This window comes from Ekhidna sp. (assembly GCF_965212185.1).
In the GTDB taxonomy this organism is placed as follows: domain Bacteria; phylum Bacteroidota; class Bacteroidia; order Cytophagales; family Cyclobacteriaceae; genus Ekhidna.
Genome location: NZ_OZ243102.1, coordinates 1,619,090 through 1,639,501, shown reverse-complemented (window position 1 = coordinate 1,639,501; position 20,412 = coordinate 1,619,090). Strand labels below are relative to the sequence as shown.

Here is a 20,412-nt window from a genome sequence, read left to right as displayed (position 1 = left end):
TCAAGTGACTATATGATATAGGTACTTATAAACCATTATGAACTTAAGATCGGCTATTCTCTTACTGATGCTTGTTTCAGCATCAGCTATTCAATCGTATGCTCAAGAAAAATCAGAGGAATATTCAGACTACTCCTATCTCTGGGAAGAAGACAATAAGAAAAAGAAGAAAAAAAAAAAGAAGAGAAAATCAAAAGACATCTCCGCTGACACAACCCTTATTGCAGCAGATTCCCTGATTGTTAATCCCGACAGTATAAATCAGGAGGTATTAATTCTCTCTGATACGCTAAGACCCGATTCCTTAAATCAGTCCATAGCAATCGACTCTTTAGAAACAGAGCCTGTAAAGAAAGAAAAGAAGCAAAGAGAGCGGGTAGAACGGCCTCCAATAAGTGACTTCAGGGAGCCTATGGTTCTACCAAATGATGATGGCAGTATCAATGGAGGTATGACTTATACTCAAATTGATGGGAAGGACTATGTAGGCCTAGTTCTTTCACCTGAATTCAAATTAGGAAAAGTCGGTGTAGGATTAAACGTACCAATTTTATACGGGTTGGATGATCAATCCATCCGAACAGAAATCTTTGAAGATGGAGTAGGTGTAGCCAGGCTTATTCGATATGTAAGGTACGGCGTGCAACGAAAGGATCCATTCTATATAAAGGCTGGTGAGATGTCAGGAATGATGCTTGGGTATGGTAGCTTGATTAATAACTACACCAACTCAACAAGCTATGAAAAAAGGAAAGTAGGTATACATACAGACTTCAATTATGATCGATTTATTGGTCTGGAGATGTTCTATAGTGACTTGAATCCACAATCACTGAATTTATTTGCAGCAAGACCATATATAAGACCATTATCAGCTTTTCCACTAAAAATCATTAATACACTAGAGGTAGGTGCGTCTTATATTACTGATAAAGATCAAACAGATATAATAACGAGCGATTCAACCAGTACAACTTATACTTTTACAAAATCTGGTGCAAAAGCGTTTGGAATAGATATGGGTGTTACTCTTTTAAGCTCGCCCTTCATTCAAATTGATATGTTTGCTTCCTATTCAAAGCTGAATATTGCTAGTGATACTCTTTCTCAGCTCGCTACAGCCTTTGGGGAAAATGAGTTTGAGAGTGGGTCCGGAACATCAGTTGGGATGAATTTCAGAATGCATTTTATTGCAGATGTATTTAGCACCGATATTAGAATAGAGCGGCTAAATAATTCAGATCACTATATTCCTCAGTTTTTTAATGCTACATATGAAATCAATAAAGACGCACGAATTGCATCATTAATAAGAACTGAAGGAAAAAGTGGTATTTATGGATCACTTAGAGGACATGTCCTTCAAAAGGTTTCATTAGGAGGTAGCTTAATGATTCCGGACGATATATCTGCCTCCTCTCCGGCTTTTGTCGAATTGACTGCTGAGATGGAACGATTGGCTAATAAGTTTTCATTTTATGGAAACTATATAAAAGGAGATCTGGATGATCTGGGAGATGCATTTAAGTTTGATGAACGATCTCTGGCCAAAATGCGATTTATCTATCACATGAATAAGTTTTTGGCAACTGGTTTAGATTACTATTGGCTATTCACCCCTACAGCTGATGGAGGTTATGAAGCCACCAAATATGTGATGCCCTACTTTGGAGTAAGTATTTCATTATAGAATACGAAAAGCAGGCCCCTTTCGGGGCTTTCTTTAGTTTATGGCTTCATAGGCTCCAGTAACTACAATTTCCTTGTTCAGCAGCTTGCCAGGCATCATTACCTCTATCCAATTGCCCGTTTTTAAACCCGTTTCCACACTCACTTTCTCAAAGAAATCACCTTCTGTTGTTGTGGATTTTACGGCAATAAATTGAGCTCCATCCAAATCAACAATTGCATCTACTGGTACAGCGTAATTCTTTTTTATTCCTGTCTCAATCATCGCGTCGATATAGGCACCTACAACTAATTGAGGGTATGTAGCGGGTAAATGCCCATGCACCTGAACGGATCGTTTCTCGAGATCAATTGATTTTTCAATTAAATGCACCTCTCCTATCATCAGTGAGTCACTGTCATCTGTCCTGAACATAATTTTCTGACCCTTTTTAACCGCCACAATATCTTTTTCATATACTGTGAGTTCCAGATGTACATGGTCAGTATTTACAATCTGCATTGCCACATCTTGTGGTGCTAAAAATGATCCCTTGTTTATTACAAGATCACTGACAAAACCTGAGATCGGTGCATATACAGCCACGGTGCTTATTACCTTACCGTTTTCAAGTTCATCCAAATTTATGTTGATGAGTTTAAGTTGCTCTTTTAGACTTTCCAGTTTTGCCTTAGCAACTAAGTAATCACTTTCTGCTTGCTTATATTTCTTCTCAGATGAAATGGCTTCAGAGGCTAAGGTTTTTTGACGTTCATAGTCAGCTTTCAAAAATTCAATTCGCTCCTTAACCTCCAGGTAGGCTTGTTGCATATCAATATAAGCAGGATTTTGAAGCGTAAACAGCAAATCACCTTTATTGACCGCCTTACCCGGAAGCAGATCAAGATCGCTTACGTACCCTCCGTGAAAAACACTAATTGATGCCCTATGCGAGGGTGGCACATCTACCACACCACGTACCGAAATGTATTGTGGAATATCCACCATTTTCAATTTAGCAGTTGTGATTCCGGCCTTTGCTTGCTGTTCTTTAGTTAGCAAGAGGCCATCTGATGTCATGTCATCGCTGGCTACATCTGCACCTTGCTTGCATGATGCGACAAAAAGGATTAAAATGATAATTATATACTTTTTCATGATTTCTGATATTAAAGGGTTAAGTGGTTGATTTTTAGTGCTACTTGATTGTAATTCCACAGAGCCCTGAGGTATTCGATCTTAATATTTGTTGCCCTATCGAGAAGTTGAGCATATTGTAAAAAGTCTATTTCTCCATTGCTAAAGGATCTTTCAGCCGCTTTCATTAGCTCATTGCTTAATCGTCGACCAGACATTTCAAATGACTGAAGAGCTGCGTCGTACTTTTCCAATTCACTCGATAAACTGTTGAGTTTTGCATGAAGTTGATACTCATAGTCTTCTGCATCAAGCATAGATTGCTCCCATGCTATACGAGAAGCACTGATCTTGGCTTTCTCACCGGGAAAAAGAATCGGAATGCTAAGTCCAACCTGAAAGCCTCGGTAAGTTTGAGCGTTCATAGAACCATCATTCCCTTGAAAATACTCTAATTGAAGACCAGGAAGCAATTGACTTTTCTGTAAAGAAAGGTTGGATTTGCTCAGCTCTATTGAAGATTCGGACTTGAGTATACCTGGATGATTGGTCAATTCTGTCACCTTAACTGGAACCTTTGAAAGTGTATCATTCGCAACGACAACAGAACTCTCATACTGAAGCCATCGGTTAAGGTTCGCATAAGCCAGATCCAGGTCTTTTCTGGCTTGCGTTAGCTTTTTATTGATATCCACAGACAGGCTTTGAGCAGTCAGTTGCTCCAGGTAGTCAGATTCACCCAATTCAAAACGTCTGGCTGCAGCTAAATTAAATTTGGAATAAATACTGTCCAGATAATTATACCATTTCACAACATTGGAAGAGTAGACTACCTGGTAATAAGCTTCAGATACATTTCTTATTAACAGTCGCTCATTATGTTTAAAATGATATTCGGCCATTTGTGCCCTATTCTCAAGTACCTGTTTTTTCTTGGAGTACACGGTGGGGAAATCAAATCCTTGCTGAATTCCCCACAGATTCAGAGGCAAGTTTCCGGGTGTTAGGTTGTTCTGATCCTCATTATAGTAGATCGTGGCACTCTCAAAAGAAAAAGCAGACCCAACCAATTCTTTGGTTCGTTTCACTTCTAAAGTGGCAGAGCTAAATCCCGCATTGTTTGCTTTGGCTATTCTAATTGCATCTTCCAGCGAAACTGCTTCCTGAGCATTGCCTAATGCAGGTAAAGCCATAAAGCCAAAGAGAACCAGAGTCCTGGCTGACTTGCTTAATGAAAAAGATCGCTCATCAAAAATGGAGTAAAGAATAGGTAGAACCACCAAAGTCAGCAGAGTAGCCGTAATTAGTCCACCCACAACTACAGTTGCTAGTGGTCGTTGTACCTCTGCACCCGCAGAAGTTGACACTGCCATTGGAAGAAATCCCAGTGCTGCGGCAGATGCAGTTAATAAAACGGGACGCAATCGTTGGGTAGCTCCTTTTATTACTCGTTCCCTCACATCTGATATCCCTTCAGCTTTAAGCTCTTTGAAATGTTCAATCAGGACAATTCCATTCAAAACCGCAATACCAAACAAGGCGATAAACCCCACCCCAGCTGATATACTAAAAGGCATATCCCTTATCCATAGTAATAGCAATCCTCCTACAGCAGCAAGTGGGATTGCACTATAAATCATCAATGCATCTTTCACTGACTTGAAGGCAAAATGAAGCAGAACGAAAATCAGCACCAATGAAATGGGAACCGCTACTGCTAATCTCTCTCTTGCACTTCTTAAGTTTTCAAACTGACCACCATAGGTCACATAATATCCCGAAGGAAGATCAACGTTTTCATCAATCAAGGCACTGACATCATCTACTACCGATTCCAAATCACGATTTCGCACATTGATACTCACGACAATTCGACGATGGGTATCATCTCGGGATATCTTAGCAGGACCATGTGTGTATGTAATATCAGCCAAAGAACTTAATGGCACTTTTCCGCCTCCTGGTAGTGTTACAAATATCTGCTCCAGATTTTCAATGCCCTTTCTCTGATCTCCGGTAAAGCGAACTGAGAGATCAAATCTCCTTTCTCCTTCGTAAATACTGCCGGCCACTTCACCTGCAAAACCTAAAGACACCAATCGGTTGACGTCAGCGATATTCAGTCCATAACGAGCCATTTTATTTCGATCATATTTCACCTGCAATTGTGGAAGACCCACTACCTTTTCTACAGTAATATCTGCTGCGCCATCTACATTGGCGATCACCTGCTCAATCTCTCTGGCCTTGTCATAAAGAACTTCCAAATCTTCTCCGAAAATCTTGATAGCGAGATCTGACCTTACCCCTGTAATCAGCTCGTTGAAGCGCATCTCAATGGGCTGGGTAAATTCAAAATCTATGGTCGGCAATTCATTCACAAGTTCCGCTTTTATATTATTTGCCAATTCATCTTTGCTATTAGCAGAAACCCACTCTTTTTTGTCCTTTAGGGTAATAATCACATCTGTCTCTTCCATTGACATGGGATCTGTGGGAACCTCAGCAGCTCCAATGCGCGTCACCACCTGATTGACCTCCGGAAATCGTTTGACAATCTGCTCGATCTCTGTTGTGGTTTCTATTGTTTTTGAAAGAGATGTTCCAGTCTTAAGTACGGGCTGAATAACAAAGTCTCCCTCATCCAAAGTGGGTACGAACTCTCCTCCCATTCTTGAAAATAGAAAAACTGCTCCGGCAAGAAGCAATGTGGCCATACTTAGCACTGTTTTCTTTCGGGATAGTGACCATGTTAATACAGGCACATACATCCGCTCCAGAAATGAAATCAACTGAATAGATATTTTACTCTGTTTTTGCTCAGGCCTGATGAATAGACTTGAAGCAACAGGAACATAGGTGAATCCCAAAATCATCGCTCCAATGAGGGCAAAACAAAAGGTAAGTGCCATAGGGATAAACATCTTGCCTTCCACATTGGTAAGTGACAGAATTGGAATAAATACAATGATGATGATAAGCTGACCAAATACTGCTGATCGCATCATTTTGGAAGTACTTTCCAATGTGATTAGATCTATTTGCTTCTTCCTCTCTGATTTATTCAGTCCCAACAAGTCTGACTTGCTGGAGGCGATTTTAAAGGCAATGAACTCAACTATAATTACCGCTCCATCAATAATTATCCCAAAATCTATTGCTCCAAGGCTCATGAGATTAGCATCTATTCCGAAGATGTACATCATTGAAATAGCAAAAAGCAGGGCAAGCGGAATAACAGAAGCTACAACCAGACCTGATCGGAGATTGCCTAATAGCAGAACCACTACAAACACGACGATTAGACAACCGAGTATTAGATTTTCAGTAATGGTGAATGTTGTTCTACCAATCAATTCACTTCGCTCCAAAAATGGATTGATTGAAATGCCAGGAGGCAGTGTTGGTTGTATCTCAGCTACACGAGCCTTTACCGCATCTATTACAGCTTTAGAATTAGCGTCCTTTAGCATCATTACCTGCCCCAAAACTTTTTCACCCTCACCATTTCCAGTAACTGCACCAAATCTGGTGGCGTGACCAAAACCAACGGTAGCAACATCCATTATATAAATTGGATTTCCATCTCTAACCTCAACCACAATGTTCTCTATATCTGTTAAAGATTTAATCAACCCCTCACCCCGAATGAAATAGCTTTGATTGGATCTTTCGATGTAACCTCCACCAGAAACATCATTGTTTTTCTCAATCGCATTCAATAGTTGGATAGGTGATAGATTCATAGCATTAAGATGCTCAGGATCCACTGCCACTTCATACCTCTTAAGGTATCCACCCCAGGTATTTACTTCCACCACTCCTGGTATTCCTGATAATTGCCTTTTCACTATCCAATCCTGGATTGTGCGTAAATCCATTGTTGAATACTTCCCCTTATTCTCCTCGTCTACTTCCAGGACATATTGATAAATTTCTCCTAACCCAGTAGAGATTGGTCCCATTTCCGGCGTTCCAAATCCATCCGGTATTTTCTCGGAAGCACTTTTAATTTTTTCAGCTATAAGTTGACGAGGAAGGTAAGTACCCAATTGATCCTCAAATACTATCGTCACAACAGACAAGCCGAATTTGGAAATAGATCTGATCTCTTTGACCCCCGGTAAGTTTGCCATTTCCAACTCTATTGGAAAAGTAATGAATTGCTCAATATCCTGCGTAGAGAGGTTTCGGGAAGTGGTGATGACCTGTACCTGATTATTGGTTACATCAGGTACAGCACCTATTGGTATTTGCGTTAGTGAATAAACACCAAAAGCAAATAAACTAATGGTAAAGAATATAACGATCAGCTTGTTCTTCAAGCTAAATCGAACAATATGTTCTAACATGAAATGGAAGTTTTAGAATTACAATTGGATTAGGATCAAAAGATCCCTGTTGGAATTACGCCAATTGCGGAGGGCCTCTAAAACTTAGCGATAAAGAGGTGAATTGATGATCAATTGCTACATCCTGGGCTTTAGTAAAAGAAGGCGTAGCAATATCTATAACTTGATAGGGAATCTCTATCCTAAGGAAGTCAGCAACTGGAAAGTGAAGTGTTACACCTGTATTTTGTTCAAATTCCTCCAGGTGATTCTCCCCTGGATTTAAATGAAATGCCAGGCGTATAAAATCAATAAGTGAATCTGCTTCAGAATGTTCTATGAAATGTTGCTCTTCTGAGATTTGATCCAAGTGATGATGAGGCATAAATGTATGCAGCATCAGAAAACTGACAGCTACAAATAGTGCTATTTTACCAAGTGACCTCATCTTAACTCAATTTACGAATTTTCATGCGGTCAAGTTCATTATACACGTAATTCAGAATCGATCTTAACTAGTTAAAAACATCAATATATTGATTTTAGTTGCATTAACAACTAAATTTACAAAAATTTAAGTTTATGTACTGGGAATCATACAATCATTCAAAGATCAAGAAAGTAATTTTCAATGCATTGGAACAAAATCTGGATTATAGGCATAAGCCAGTTCTTGGTTTACCTGCATCCTATCTTGATACAGAAGTGTTCTATCATGATGCACCTTTTTTAAAAGATGCTCCTTTTCTCTCTGCAATGATTGCAAACCCAAATCATATTGGCTGTCATACATTGAATGAATCTGAAACTGCTTTTGAAGGAACTCAAAAAATAGAAGCTGAATTAATAGATCTCTGTGCCAAAGAAATCTTCAAAGGAGATGAAAATCATTATGACGGATATGTAGCTTCAGGAGGTACAGAAGCTAACATTCAGGCGATTTGGATATTAAAAAGATACTATGAGCAAGAGTATAATGCTAAAGCTGATGAAATAGCTCTTATCTACACGGAAGATGCTCACTATTCAATGCCAAAAGCCGGTTCATTGTTGAGCCTTGAAAGAATTGTATTGCCTGTTGATAAAGAGACCCGAGCCATATCTACTCAATCAATTGAAGTGGTTGAGCAAGCCAAAAAAGCAGGTAAAAAGTATTTCATTGTTGTATTAAATATGGGCACCACCATGTTTGGTTCGGTTGATGATGTTGAAGAAGTTACTAATTGGCTGGATAACCTTACGCTTAACTATAAAATCCACATTGATGGAGCATTTGGCGGGTACATATATCCATTTGCTAACCCTGATTCTAAGATGACCTTCCAGCATCCAAAAATCAACTCTTTCACCCTGGATGGACATAAAATGCTACAATCTCCATACGGAACTGGTATTTATATTACTCGCGAAGGATACATGGATTATGCATTGACTGAAGAGGCGAATTATGTCAAAGGCAAAGACTATACACTTATAGGTAGTCGATCTGGTGCTAATGCTATTGCCGTTTGGATGATCATGCGGACATATGGTTCCGAAGGTTGGAAAATGAAAATCAATCGACTGCTCGATAAAACTCAGCGGCTATGTGATCAACTCAATGAAATGGGGATTGAATTTTATCATCATCCTTATATGAATATTGTTACCATAAAGTCAAACTACATAGACCCGAGAGTAGCAAAAGATTTTATGTTGGTGCCAGACACACATGATGCTCATCCAAAATGGTACAAAATTGTTGTTATGGATCACGTGACCCAAGGACTACTTGATAGATTCATTTCTGAATTAAGGTCTCAGGTTGTGGCCTGACCTATTCGAATCTTAAAGATTCTATAGGGTCCAGCTTAGATGCTTTGTAGGCTGGGATATACCCTGAAATAAGCCCAACTACAATTCCGATGATAACAGCAATTATCATCCATAACCAAGGGACAACAAAACCTGAATTGAATATCAATTGTGAGGTGAGATTACCAATGGTCATTCCTAAGATAATTCCACCAATACCCCCCATCTGGCATATTACGATCGCTTCTATCAAGAACTGCTGACGAATTTTTAAGGGTGTTGCTCCAAGTGCTTTTCTTACACCAATTTCTCGTGTGCGCTCCGTTACGGAAACAAGCATGATATTCATCAATCCAATGGAAGCTCCAATTAAAGTGACAAATCCAATAGTAAAACCTCCAGCACGTAGGTAGCCTGTAATTTCGCCCATTCTTTCAGCTAAAGATTTACTTGCCGATAACTCAAATGAGTCTTCTTCTCCCGGTCGATCTCCTCTGATAGCCCTCATGAGACCTCTGGCAATCCCCATGGCATTGTCCATTTGAGTAGGATCAGGAACCGCCACAGCGATTTCATATCCAAAGTTTCTTTCAGGAGCTATGATCCGTGCAGTTTGCATTGGGATGATAATTGTTCGGTCAATGTTTGAATTTCCACTCGCTCCCCCCTGCTCTGCTATCGTCCCTACAATTCGGAATTTTGAACCCATCAAACTTATCTTCTTTCCTACCGGACTTTCATTTTCATCAAAAAGATCTTTGATTACATCATTGCCAACCAGAGCAACATAGCTACCATTTAAACTCTCATTTGCAGAAAATGGACGTCCTTTATCTACATCATATCCATCTACAGTCAAGTAATTTTCATCACCGCCACGGACAATTTGATTAGGGTTTGTGACTTTTGATCCGTACTTCACTTCAGCTTGGCCAGTTATGACTGTATAAATAGATACCACACCTGGTCCTTCATATTTTTCTTTGAACATTAAAAGTTCATGATAAGTCACCTTTGGGTAAGTTTTAGCTTTCTTGCCATCCGATGAGCCTCTGTCTCTTCGCTTATCTTCAATATCAAATGTATTGGCTCCTAAACTTGAGAAACTGGTGTTAATTGAATTTTGAATACCATCAATCGCAGTAAGGATTCCAACAAGTGAAGTGATCCCTATGGATATAATAGCAGCGGTAAGAAAAGTTCTAAGCTTATTGGCTTTAATAGACTTGATACCCTCTTTTATGTTTTCTCGAATGTTCATCGAATAGCTTTAGTAAAACACACGGTTTTGATTAACGTTGTATATACAAAAGTGATGCATATGAGGGGAATATTGTTACTAATTTTCTTAAATGTCTGCATAGCCAGTCAGGCGGCATATATCCTTATCCCAATGGATGAAACACAATCTAATCACCTGAAGGCTTATGGTATCGCATATTGGATACTTACCAAGGAAGTCGAGGTAGACTGGATGTTAAATTATCGCGGGGGAAGTTTCATGGTAAAGCACTTGCAAGTATTTGAAAATGAATGCATTATCCGTGGTGTTTCTTATCAGGTAATTTCTGATGCAGAGGCAAATGATATCTTAAACACCATTGCCAGTCCTTCATCCAACATGGATGTAATGAAATTGGAGAAGTTTCCCAAAATAGCTGTTTATACTCCAAAAAGTAAGCAACCCTGGGATGATGCAGTAACCTTAGTGCTGACGTATGCAGAAATTCCTTACGATGTAATATTTGATGATGAAATTATGGGGGATGAACTTCCAAAATATGATTGGCTTCACTTGCATCACGAAGATTTCACCGGTCAATACGGCAAATTTTATCGGGCGTATCATCACTTTCCATGGTATCAGCAGCAGCAACGTGAATATGAAGAATCTGCACGGAAACATGGATTCAATAAAGTTTCTCAACTCAAACTAGCTACGGTACAAAAAATAAAATCTTATGTAGCCAGTGGTGGATTTCTCTTTGCCATGTGTTCCGCAACAGACACATATGACATAGCCTTAGCTGCTGAGGGTTTAGATATTGTGGAGGGCATTTATGATGGAGATCCGGCTGACCCGAGAGCTCAATCTAAACTTGATTTTTCAAAAACAATGGCTTTCGAAAACTTCACCATCGAAAGAGATCCGATGCGTTACGAGTATTCAAATATTGATAATCAAGCCAACGAAAGAGGCTTAGTTGAAAAAAATGATTATTTCACTTTATTCGAGTTCTCAGCTAAATGGGATCCGATCCCGACCATGCTGACCCAAAACCATCAGGAAATCATTCATGGTTTTATGGGGCAAACCACTGGATTCAAAAAGCAGTTGGTTAAAGGAGATGTGATTGTCATGGGGCAAACTCCTAGTATCAATGAAGCAAAATATATTCATGGAATATTAGGCAGAGGTTTTTGGACATTCTATGGAGGTCATGATCCCGAAGATTATCAGCATTTTGTCAATGAACCACCTACAGACCTCAATCTACACCCAAATTCTCCTGGCTATCGCTTGATCCTAAATAATATCTTATTCCCTGCTGCTAAGAAGAAAAAGCAGAAAACGTGATCCACTCATACCCTATTGTGGTTACATAATTTACCCCCATATTGGTATTGCATCTTTTGATGAAATAGAATCTATTTACAGAAAAAATCTATCACTATGAAAAAACTACTTTTAATTCCACTTTTAGCATTACTTATTGTAATGGTTAGCTGTGGTGATGATGATGGAGATTCTGTTTCTACAAATGGCCAATTATCATTTGATGGGGAAACAGCAACGCTTACTCATGCATACATCGAGGACTATGGTGAAAACGGTAATGGTTCATTTGATGTAGATATTACGCTGACATCCAAGGCGGTTGACTTCAATGCTGACAATATCAGCAATGTGAGTGTTGTTTATCTCGATTTAAACACTTCACAGCAAAACGTCTTGGAAGCTGGGACCTATACATATTCTGACGGAGAGCGTGATGAGTTTGTAATGGTTGATGGTTTTGTCGCAATTAATGCCTCGTTCGACAGTGAGGGCAACCTAACTCAAGGAAAGGCATTTGATGTAGCTGGCGGAACGGTTACTGTTTCTGTTTCCTCTGGCGTTTATAGCATCTCATTTACACTTACCGGTGATAATGATGAGAGAGCAACTGGTTCATTCACTGGTACACTTACACCTGTTGAGGATAACTAAGAACTGATATGCATTGATTGAGTAATCCTCAATCAATGCATTCTATCAGCTCTGGGTGTGAGATCCTTCATAATGTCTGCCTCCGCTTTTAAAAACTCACGCCATCTTGATTCAACCCGATCTTCTGGCAAATACTCTTTTGCTAAATCGATGAAGTTATGATAATGACCTGCCTCAGAAACCATCAACTCATAATAGAATCGCTGTAGCTCCTCGTCCTCTAAATTTTTCCAGAGTAGTTTGAATCTTTCACAGCTTCTTGCTTCGATCAATGCATTCATTAGCAGTCTTTCAACCAGCTGTTCATCTCTGGTTCCACCCTTTTTCATAATGCCATTCAATCTTGAAACATATTCATCCTTTCTAGCCTTGCCGAGTTTATAACCTCTCTTTTTCAGGTGTTCAATGACTAGTTCAAAATGAGACCATTCTTCAGCCACTACAGGAGTCAAAACATCAATCACCTTCTCACGCTCCGGAAACATGATGATTAATGAAATACATGAAGAAGCTGCCTTTTGCTCGCAGTATGCATGATCTACCAAAATATCTTCGATATTCTTTTCTGCAATATTTACCCAACGTGGGTCCGTGGGCAATTCTAGTCCAAGTGTTGTTTTATTTGCTTCCATCAATCGAAAAACATCCATCTAACAATCAAGTCAATAACCTTAGGTTGCCCGGGATAGTTTGGACTAGCAAAATATCCATCATTACGAGGTTGATTTAAATGGGTCCACTTTACTGATAGAAAAAATTTGTCAATCTTCATATTGACGAACAAATCAGCGACTAAATATCCAAAGATTTTCTGATCATTCTGAATATAAAATTGCTGAATTTCAGGTGCAAAAGCATTGGCAAAATAGGATGAGCGTGCGTGTGCATCAATACCGAATTCAACAGGTACTAGATCATCGAACCAATTGCCACGCCAGAAATATCTGCCATTGTACCATACATCAGGAATCCTAACAAAATTGGAAGCATTGCCGGAGACATTGGTGGCCAAAACCTCATTTTCCAAATGCCAACCTTCCTTCTTTTCATTTAAAAATCTTAGATTGAAATCACCACCTATTGAAGAAATAAATGCATCTGATACCTGAATTGGATTAATATTTTCATCAAAGTATAAAAAATTCGTATAGGCTGTAATACTAGCTTTAGGCCTTATCTGAAATGCCTTCAAATCTATGTTCAACCCTCCTTCTATCTTATTTACAAATACTGATTCAAAATCATTGTGCCATTCATGATGGTTACCAAAATAATCCTGATAAATGAAAGGCACTCTGTATTTCATCGATTGATAACTGACATTTAAAAGGTCACTAGATAGAATCCCACCAACCTTATACTCACCTCCTACCATAAATTCAGCATTGGCCGAAACAGCAAATTTTTCACGCCAATTGAATCGTGCGTACCCTCCCAGATATTTCTCAAAAACCTCTTCATTTGGATCATATAATAGGTATTGCCAATCTACCGATCTCACTCTTGCATAAAATCGATAAAATACATTAGATAGATCTCCTTTCAAGCCTACCTCATTTGTGATGGTCGTCAGTTTGGATTGCTCATGAGTGGAATCCGGGTCTATTAAAAAATCATTGTAAAAATCCGTGTAGGGATTATAGCTTCCGATAGAACCATCAGTGTAGTCCTCATACACATTGGATTCTTTTTTGAAATCGAATCGGTGATACAATTGAAACTGATCAGCAATTTGTAAATCCTGATACAAATTCCAGTGTAGGTTCTTCGTTTTACTTTGAGCATCTTGAAGTCTTACCAGTGCATTATCAAACTGAAAAAAGTCCGTTCTCAAAGAATCACTTGTTGGCCGGGCTCCTCCTAGTTCAGCAACCTGATGATTCATAAATGAATAATTAGCTAAAAGCTGATACGGAAGTTTCGCATGCTTGTAGTGAGTGTATCCAACAAATGATGAGCCGAGTACTTGTCTGTCTGTTTGATTCAAAGGAGCCAGTTGCTTGTTGGCTGTAATCTTCCTGATATCAAATCCAATATTCCAATTTTCATTGACATTACGTGAAAATCCCAGATCCACAATATTACGATTACCCCCTCCCAGATATACAAAAAGTTCAATGTATGGAGATTTAGTGTCGTAGTATTTTACCTCATCCGGTTGGAATGCATAAGGTTGATAACTATTAAAACCTGAAGATCTGCCAATACTGGATGGAGGATTATAAAAAATTGGGAAAAGAGCGGTACCAAAATTTCCAAGATTCTGATATTTTCTTCCAGAAGCATCTACAAAGGATTGTCTCTCAAATAAATAAATCGAAGTATCTACTTGCTGATAATTCTTAATGTTATTAAGAATGTTATCTCTCGTTGTAAACTTAGTGGTGGTCGGTCCATATACTAATTTGGTTGAATCATCTACAATTTGAGCTTCAACGAGTAAAGTTAATAGAACCGCTATAAGAAATAAATAATTCCGCACGGGCAAATTTAATGATAGATACGTAGGATAATTAACACAAGTGTGCGTTTTGCAAAAAGTGTTCCGAATATTTGATTTTTTTATCAAAATGAATGCTTTCAAAGAGGCTAATCATTCTATTATTGTATAAATAGTCCTAATGTCAAATGAGAATAAGTGAATTAACAACCTATTTAGAATCGTGGGCACCACTTCAGTTGCAGGAATCGTACGATAACTCAGGACTATTAATTGGTGATAAAGAGGATGAAATCTCACAAGCCCTAATTACGCTCGATATTACAGAAGGAGTTTTAGATGAAGCGATAGAAACCAATTGCGATTTAATCATTGCTCACCATCCGTTTATATTTAAAGGGATCAAACGTATTGGCAATTCTCATTGGATTGATCGGTGCATTCGGAAGGCCATCAAGAACAACATTGCTATTTATGCCATTCACACAAATCTTGATAATATCCATACCGGCGTGAATAAAAAGATCGCTGAGAAAATTGGGTTGACAAATGCTTCAGTTCTACAGCCCAAAAGAGAAACACTGTCTAAACTAACTGTTTTTGTACCTGTCACTAACAAAGATGAAGTGCTCCTGGCAATGTACCAGTCTGGAGCTGGTAATATTGGAAACTACGACAATTGTAGTTTCCAGGTAGAAGGAACAGGAACTTTTAGAGGCAATGAAAATAGTAATCCCACTATTGGATCAAGTGGTAAAAATGAAGAGGTAAAAGAAGCTCGATGTGAGGTTATTGTACCAAATCATCTTATATCCAAGGTAATCTCTTCAATGAATAAGGCACATCCGTATGAAGAGGTTGCGCATTACATTTCACCACTCTCTAACATCAATCAAGAGGTAGGTTCGGGAATGATTGGAGAATTAAACGAATCAATGAAAAGCATTGATTTCTTAAACCATTTGAAGAAGTCCATGAATCTTCAAATAATCAGGCATACTGAATTAGTTAAAGATGAGATAAGATCCGTTGCTTTATGTGGTGGTTCCGGGAGCTTTTTGCTTAATAATGCTATTAGTAATAAAGCTGATGTTTTTATTACTGGCGATTTCAAATATCATGACTTTTTTGAGGCCAATAATGAGATCATTATCGCTGATATCGGACATTATGAAAGTGAAGTATTCACTAAAGAATTATTACTAGATGCATTAACTAAAAATTTCACTAAGTTTGCGTTCCGTTTGTCGAAGGTAGACACGAATCCGATCATATATCTATAGAAAACTGAATGGAAAATACAGTAGCTAAAAAGCTGGAAGCTTTAGAAAAACTACAAGCACTAGACTCAAAAATAGACGAGATAAAAAAGATCAGAGGGGCACTCCCTGAAGAGGTTCAAGACCTTGAAGATGAGATCGCCGGATACCAAACCCGAATTGAAAAACAGGGTGAAGATTTAAAAGAGCTCGAAGAATCAATCTCCTCCAATAAAGTTGCAATCAAGGATGCTGAAAAGCTGATCAAGAAGTACGAAGAGCAACAAATGAACGTACGAAACAACCGTGAGTACGATGCTATTACGAAAGAGATGGAATTACAGCAATTAGAAATTCAAATCCTTGAAAAAAGGATTAAAGAATCTCATGAAAAGATTGATGTAAAGAAGGAAGAAATCGGAGAGACTAAAGGTATTCTGACAGAAAGAGAAAAGGACCTTAAAAGCAAGAAGGAAGAATTAGCCAATATTGTTAAGGAATCTGAGTCTGATGAACAGAAGATCGAAAAAGACCGTACTAAAGCAACAAAAGGTGTAGAGGATCGCTTGTTAAAATCTTATGAAAAAGTAAGGAAGAACATGAGAAATGGTCTTGCTGTAGTTCCTGTAAAAAGAGGAGCATGCGGTGGATGTTTCAATGTGGTTCCTCCACAAAAACAGGCCGAGATTAGAGAGAAGAAGAAAATCATTGTTTGCGAACACTGCGGCAGAATTCTTTCAGACGTTGAAGATGTTATTGAAGAAGAAAAGCCAAAAAGAAGAACTACGAGAAAGAAAGCAACTACTAAGAAGTAGTTGATATTTAGCATATTAAAAAGGCTTCCAAATGGGAGCCTTTTTTATTTTACCCCATCTTCCGGATTCTTTCCTTTAAATTGTCTGAAGTAATCCTTAAATTTTTCAATTTCTGCATCCATATCCATATCTGAAGAAAGGTAATACGGTTCATCTACAAATACAGTCTTCGTTGCATAGTCAAACCCTATCTTAACAATCGGTACTTCAGCTTTCAGTGCGATCCTATAAAAGCCGGTCTTCCATTTAGGGGAGTAGCTTCTCGTTCCTTCTGGAGTAATGGTCATGATGAATTCATCTCGCGTCTTATATAGATCTATCACTTGATCTACGATTTGAGTACTCTTTCGCTTATTTTTTCTATCTACAGCAACGCCACCAATGGACTTAAAAAAGAAGCCAACCAATGGTATTTTGAACAATTCTTTCTTGGCTAGAAAATTTGGTCGAAAGCCAATTACATTTCTTGCCCCCCACCCGACAAAGAAATCCCAATTGCTTGTATGGGGAGCGACTATAATTACATACTTTTTAAGATCTGGTTTTTTACCGTCTACTTTCCAGCCAAAAAGTTGATATAATCTACTTAATAACCAACCAATCATTGGAGTTCCATTTTTAGCGAATCTAATTTTTGTTCAATCTTTAATGATGCATCAACTAACTTTTCATACTGTCTGACTTTATTGCTAATTAGAAACTTATAAAGAATTAGCATATTAACAAACTCCTGTGATATTTCAGGGGTATAGTTTGGATCGTTTAATTTAGAATTTTTTAAAAGCCAAGGTATTATTTGGCTGTTATAAAAATCGACCTGTCCTTCACCTCGGTATTTCGCTTCAGGCACGTATATGGAATGGTATTGCGAAATACTTTTTCTAAGATTAAAATCATCTATTAAGTCCAATTTTCCAGATGATGTCACCGAATTAAATGTTACATTCTGAGGTGTATAACTGGTGAACCCTAAACCCTTTCTGACATAAAAAGACATGCTATCAGCATCTGTTTCTGAAGCTATGATTGCTTTATCCAGAGATGAAATCCTATTCTTGTTATTAGGTATCTGATAGTCTGTATAGACAGCTCTATCATTTCTCAACTCTTCAAGAAAAGAATTAACAATCAACGATCGTTCATTATTTAGCCTTTTTTCTTCTGAATATTCGTTGATATAAAATGCCATTGAGACACCTAATATCACTGCAACGAAATTGAGAATATGGTCAGGCCAATTAATGTTCTTCATGCTTACTTATAAGCGCCCATCGAAGAGAATTTTTCAATTCTATCATTTATTCGCTCCTGAGGCTTTTTAGCAGATAGTGCTTTTATTTCTTTTAATATCACTTTCTTCAACTCACCAGAAGCTTTTGACAAATCTGTGTGTGCACCACCTAGCGGCTCGTTAATTATACCATCAATAAGCTTATTCTTCAGCATATCATCTGCCGTAAGTTTTAAAGCCTCAGCTGCCTGTTCTTTATAGTCCCAGCTTCTCCAAAGGATAGAAGAACAGGATTCAGGAGAAATTACCGAGTACCATGTATTCTCCATCATAAATACTTTATCACCAATTGCAATTCCAAGAGCTCCCCCTGATGCTCCCTCACCGATAATTATACAGATTACAGGAACCTTAAGCATCGTCATCTCCTTCAGATTTCTAGCAATAGCTTCTCCCTGTCCTCTCTCCTCTGCCTCTAAGCCTGGAAATGCTCCTGGAGTATCTATTAATGTAACAATTGGCTTATTGAATTTCTCAGCCAACTTCATTAACCTCAGTGCTTTTCTATATCCTTCAGGATTTGCCATCCCAAAATTTCTCATTTGTCGCTGTTTTGTTGATCTTCCTTTCTGCTGACCAATAAACATGATGGACTGTCCACCAACGGTACCGAACCCACCTACCATGGCTTTATCATCTTTTACGGTTCTATCGCCATGTAATTCAATGAAATCATCTGTGATCTCATAAATGTAGTCAAGGGTATAGGGACGTTCCGGATGACGTGATAATTGCACCTTTTGCCATCTGGTAAGGTTGCCAAACGTCTCCTTTTTCAATTTTACTATTTTCTTTTCAAGTTGAGTTACCGCATCTGAAACATCAACGTCGCTTGATTTGGCCAATTCTTTCATGTCGGCAAGCTTATTTTCTAGTTCAGATATCGGTTTTTCAAAGTCTAATAACATAGGATTGAATTTGTACAACAAACATACTGTGAAAGGACTAAACAGATTAAAAATATTCTCAAGAAAAATTATCAATCGGTATTGTATAGGAAAAGATAAGCTCTTACTTTTGCAACGCTTTAATGCACGGTCCGGTAGTTCAGCTGGTTAGAATGCCTGCCTGTCACGCAGGAGGTCGCGGGTTCGAGTCCCGTCCGGACCGCTAAAAAGCTCAAACCCATCTCTTATTGAGTTGGGTTTTTCTATTTCATGGGTTCTGGAGGTCGCGGGTTCGACACTACGCGTGCCGGTACCCGTACGGACCGCTAAAAAGCACAAACCCATCTCTTATTGAGTTGGGTTTTTTTATTTCATGGGTTCTGGAGGTCGCGGGTTCGACACTACGCGTGCCGGTACCCATCCGGACCGCTAAAAAGCACAAACCCATCTCTTACTGAGTTGGGTTTTTTTATTTCATGGGTTCTGGAGGTCGCGGGTTCGACACTACGCGTGCCGGTACCCATCCGGACCGCTAAAAAGCACAAACCCATCTCTTACTGAGTTGGGCTTTTTTATTTCATGGGTTCTGGAGGTCGCGGGTTCGACACTACGCGTGCCGGTACCCATCCGGACCGCTAAAAAGCACAAACCCATCTCTTATTGAGTTGGGTTTTTTTATTTCATGGGTTCTGGAGGTCGCGGGTTCGACACTACGCGTGCCGGTACCCATCTGGACTGCTAAAAAGCACAAACCCATCTCTTATTGAGTTGGGTTTTTTTATTTCATGGGTTCTGGAGGTCGCGGGTTCGACACTACGCGTGCTATACTATGCGTGTCGGTCCCATTCGGACCACATTGAAAATCAAGTACTAGCGAATATGTTTTGAAGCTAATCGAACAATATTCTAAAGAAAGTATGCAGGATTTGTAAATCGTGAGGGGCGAAGTTTGTATCAGAACTTTAAAATTAAAAAACTATGAATCGAGTATACACCAAAGTGAAGGAAGTTGAGACCACCAACATGATAGTGACTGCATCTGTTATTGCCTATTACGCTATTGTGACCTACGGCCTTCATACCTTGATTCAATCAGCAATAAACGGATAAGCCTAAGAAATCAATCAAGAGACGATTAGTGAGTGAAAAGAGCTGTTTGAACGCAGTGATCCCGGCAAAACTTGTCGGGATTTTTTTTCATATATCTAATGATAATAATTTGAATCAAGATCGGCCTTCTCTGTGACGGCCATCTTTTATCCTCACAAGTTCCGTTATGATGGCACATTCTCTAGGAATTCCAAGTCACAAACAAGCAGTTTCCTGACTGCCAATACATCCAAATTATTTATCAATTAAACCGTATCACTTGTGAATGAACTAAGTATGATATTAAAGATTAATGAAATGGGTGAGCTCTGTATGCTTGACTTAACCAAAGAAGATGGTGAAATAATTATTCCTAGAAAAACATGGGAAGATGCTATCATTTATTCTCGGATGTTAGAGAAAATCAATACTGCATATTTACAAGCACTCAAGGACTTCCATAAAAAACATGAGGGGTAGGCCCTTTTT

The 20,412-nt window shown here is 38.7% G+C and carries 17 protein-coding genes and 1 tRNA gene; 9 read left to right on the top strand and 9 right to left on the bottom strand.

Annotated elements, in window-relative coordinates; translation table 11 throughout:
* The first annotated feature begins 37 nt into the window (after positions 1–37).
* On the top strand, positions 38–1,690 hold the full coding sequence (locus tag ACOMC3_RS07145; protein WP_420318846.1) for a hypothetical protein: 1,653 nt from the start codon (positions 38–40) through the stop codon (positions 1,688–1,690).
* Between the two features lie 33 nt (positions 1,691–1,723).
* On the opposite strand, the gene ACOMC3_RS07140 is transcribed toward ACOMC3_RS07145, so the two are convergent.
* The 3 genes from ACOMC3_RS07140 to ACOMC3_RS07130 are packed head-to-tail and all read right to left on the bottom strand — an operon-like array spanning position 1,724 to position 7,585.
* Positions 1,724–2,827, bottom strand: a complete 1,104-nt coding sequence (locus ACOMC3_RS07140) for an efflux RND transporter periplasmic adaptor subunit (RefSeq protein WP_420318845.1) — start codon at positions 2,825–2,827, stop codon at positions 1,724–1,726.
* 11 nt (positions 2,828–2,838) lie between these two features.
* A complete protein-coding gene (locus ACOMC3_RS07135; RefSeq protein ID WP_420318844.1) occupies positions 2,839–7,158 on the bottom strand; it encodes a CusA/CzcA family heavy metal efflux RND transporter in 4,320 nt (1,439 codons plus the stop codon).
* Between the two features lie 55 nt (positions 7,159–7,213).
* Positions 7,214–7,585 (bottom strand): hypothetical protein, encoded by a 372-nt coding sequence (locus ACOMC3_RS07130; protein WP_420318843.1) that lies wholly within the window; start codon positions 7,583–7,585, stop codon positions 7,214–7,216.
* Between the two features lie 134 nt (positions 7,586–7,719).
* On the opposite strand from ACOMC3_RS07130, the gene ACOMC3_RS07125 reads away from it, so the two are divergent.
* Entirely contained in the window at positions 7,720–8,952 is a 1,233-nt protein-coding gene (locus tag ACOMC3_RS07125; protein ID WP_420318842.1) for a pyridoxal phosphate-dependent decarboxylase family protein, read from the top strand.
* A 1-nt stretch (position 8,953) separates the two neighbouring features.
* Here ACOMC3_RS07125 and ACOMC3_RS07120 read toward each other — a convergent pair whose 3' ends face one another.
* Positions 8,954–10,192, bottom strand: a complete 1,239-nt coding sequence (locus ACOMC3_RS07120; protein WP_420318841.1) for an ABC transporter permease — start codon at positions 10,190–10,192, stop codon at positions 8,954–8,956.
* A 60-nt stretch (positions 10,193–10,252) separates the two neighbouring features.
* Between ACOMC3_RS07120 and ACOMC3_RS07115 the strand changes: the two genes are divergently transcribed.
* Together ACOMC3_RS07115 and ACOMC3_RS07110 are read left to right on the top strand one after the other, a co-directional pair.
* The gene (locus ACOMC3_RS07115; RefSeq protein ID WP_420318840.1) at positions 10,253–11,509 is read left to right on the top strand and encodes an asparagine synthetase B; all 1,257 of its coding nucleotides are present in this window, start codon (positions 10,253–10,255) and stop codon (positions 11,507–11,509) included.
* A gap of 96 nt (positions 11,510–11,605) precedes the next feature.
* A complete protein-coding gene (locus ACOMC3_RS07110; protein WP_420318839.1) occupies positions 11,606–12,142 on the top strand; it encodes a hypothetical protein in 537 nt (178 codons plus the stop codon).
* 32 nt (positions 12,143–12,174) lie between these two features.
* Here the strand turns inward: ACOMC3_RS07110 and ACOMC3_RS07105 are convergent, their stop codons facing one another.
* On the bottom strand, positions 12,175–12,792 hold the full coding sequence (locus tag ACOMC3_RS07105) for a tRNA-(ms[2]io[6]A)-hydroxylase (RefSeq protein ID WP_420318838.1): 618 nt from the start codon (positions 12,790–12,792) through the stop codon (positions 12,175–12,177).
* A complete protein-coding gene (locus ACOMC3_RS07100) occupies positions 12,774–14,624 on the bottom strand; it encodes a putative porin (RefSeq protein ID WP_420318837.1) in 1,851 nt (616 codons plus the stop codon). The genes ACOMC3_RS07105 and ACOMC3_RS07100 overlap by 19 nt, the downstream gene beginning before the upstream one ends.
* A 146-nt stretch (positions 14,625–14,770) precedes the next feature.
* Between ACOMC3_RS07100 and ACOMC3_RS07095 the strand changes: the two genes are divergently transcribed.
* Together ACOMC3_RS07095 and ACOMC3_RS07090 are read left to right on the top strand one after the other, a co-directional pair.
* A complete protein-coding gene (locus ACOMC3_RS07095; protein WP_420318836.1) occupies positions 14,771–15,865 on the top strand; it encodes a Nif3-like dinuclear metal center hexameric protein in 1,095 nt (364 codons plus the stop codon).
* 8 nt (positions 15,866–15,873) lie between these two features.
* Entirely contained in the window at positions 15,874–16,656 is a 783-nt protein-coding gene (locus ACOMC3_RS07090; protein WP_420318835.1) for a zinc ribbon domain-containing protein, read from the top strand.
* 44 nt (positions 16,657–16,700) lie between these two features.
* On the opposite strand, the gene ACOMC3_RS07085 is transcribed toward ACOMC3_RS07090, so the two are convergent.
* Genes ACOMC3_RS07085 through ACOMC3_RS07075 form a run of 3 tightly spaced genes read right to left on the bottom strand, consistent with a single transcriptional unit; the run spans position 16,701 to position 18,855 of the window.
* On the bottom strand, positions 16,701–17,261 hold the full coding sequence (locus tag ACOMC3_RS07085) for a 1-acyl-sn-glycerol-3-phosphate acyltransferase (protein WP_420318834.1): 561 nt from the start codon (positions 17,259–17,261) through the stop codon (positions 16,701–16,703).
* On the bottom strand, positions 17,258–17,908 hold the full coding sequence (locus ACOMC3_RS07080; protein ID WP_420318833.1) for a hypothetical protein: 651 nt from the start codon (positions 17,906–17,908) through the stop codon (positions 17,258–17,260). The genes ACOMC3_RS07085 and ACOMC3_RS07080 overlap by 4 nt, the downstream gene beginning before the upstream one ends.
* A 2-nt stretch (positions 17,909–17,910) precedes the next feature.
* Complete coding sequence (locus ACOMC3_RS07075; RefSeq protein ID WP_420318832.1) at positions 17,911–18,855, bottom strand: acetyl-CoA carboxylase carboxyltransferase subunit alpha; 945 nt, start codon at positions 18,853–18,855, stop codon at positions 17,911–17,913.
* A 128-nt stretch (positions 18,856–18,983) separates the two neighbouring features.
* Between ACOMC3_RS07075 and ACOMC3_RS07070 the strand changes: the two genes are divergently transcribed.
* From ACOMC3_RS07070 to ACOMC3_RS07060, 3 genes are all read left to right on the top strand, one after another.
* Positions 18,984–19,057 (top strand) — tRNA-Asp (locus ACOMC3_RS07070).
* Between the two features lie 755 nt (positions 19,058–19,812).
* A complete protein-coding gene (locus ACOMC3_RS07065; RefSeq protein WP_420318831.1) occupies positions 19,813–19,944 on the top strand; it encodes a hypothetical protein in 132 nt (43 codons plus the stop codon).
* 261 nt (positions 19,945–20,205) lie between these two features.
* Positions 20,206–20,403, top strand: coding sequence for a hypothetical protein (locus tag ACOMC3_RS07060; protein ID WP_420318830.1), 198 nt, complete (start codon positions 20,206–20,208; stop codon positions 20,401–20,403).
* The last annotated feature ends 9 nt before the right edge of the window (positions 20,404–20,412 follow it).

Coding starts and splice junctions, on each gene's coding strand:
- ACOMC3_RS07085 (WP_420318834.1), bottom strand. CDS start 17,261: ATGATTGGTTGGTTATTAAGTAGATTATATCAACTTTTTGGCTGGAAA.
- ACOMC3_RS07125 (WP_420318842.1), top strand. CDS start 7,720: ATGTACTGGGAATCATACAATCATTCAAAGATCAAGAAAGTAATTTTC.
- ACOMC3_RS07065 (WP_420318831.1), top strand. CDS start 19,813: ATGAATCGAGTATACACCAAAGTGAAGGAAGTTGAGACCACCAACATG.
- ACOMC3_RS07105 (WP_420318838.1), bottom strand. CDS start 12,792: ATGGATGTTTTTCGATTGATGGAAGCAAATAAAACAACACTTGGACTA.
- ACOMC3_RS07145 (WP_420318846.1), top strand. CDS start 38: ATGAACTTAAGATCGGCTATTCTCTTACTGATGCTTGTTTCAGCATCA.
- ACOMC3_RS07095 (WP_420318836.1), top strand. CDS start 14,771: ATGAGAATAAGTGAATTAACAACCTATTTAGAATCGTGGGCACCACTT.
- ACOMC3_RS07115 (WP_420318840.1), top strand. CDS start 10,253: ATGAGGGGAATATTGTTACTAATTTTCTTAAATGTCTGCATAGCCAGT.
- ACOMC3_RS07130 (WP_420318843.1), bottom strand. CDS start 7,585: ATGAGGTCACTTGGTAAAATAGCACTATTTGTAGCTGTCAGTTTTCTG.
- ACOMC3_RS07080 (WP_420318833.1), bottom strand. CDS start 17,908: ATGAAGAACATTAATTGGCCTGACCATATTCTCAATTTCGTTGCAGTG.
- ACOMC3_RS07090 (WP_420318835.1), top strand. CDS start 15,874: ATGGAAAATACAGTAGCTAAAAAGCTGGAAGCTTTAGAAAAACTACAA.
- ACOMC3_RS07110 (WP_420318839.1), top strand. CDS start 11,606: ATGAAAAAACTACTTTTAATTCCACTTTTAGCATTACTTATTGTAATG.
- ACOMC3_RS07075 (WP_420318832.1), bottom strand. CDS start 18,855: ATGTTATTAGACTTTGAAAAACCGATATCTGAACTAGAAAATAAGCTT.
- ACOMC3_RS07120 (WP_420318841.1), bottom strand. CDS start 10,192: ATGAACATTCGAGAAAACATAAAAGAGGGTATCAAGTCTATTAAAGCC.
- ACOMC3_RS07135 (WP_420318844.1), bottom strand. CDS start 7,158: ATGTTAGAACATATTGTTCGATTTAGCTTGAAGAACAAGCTGATCGTT.
- ACOMC3_RS07140 (WP_420318845.1), bottom strand. CDS start 2,827: ATGAAAAAGTATATAATTATCATTTTAATCCTTTTTGTCGCATCATGC.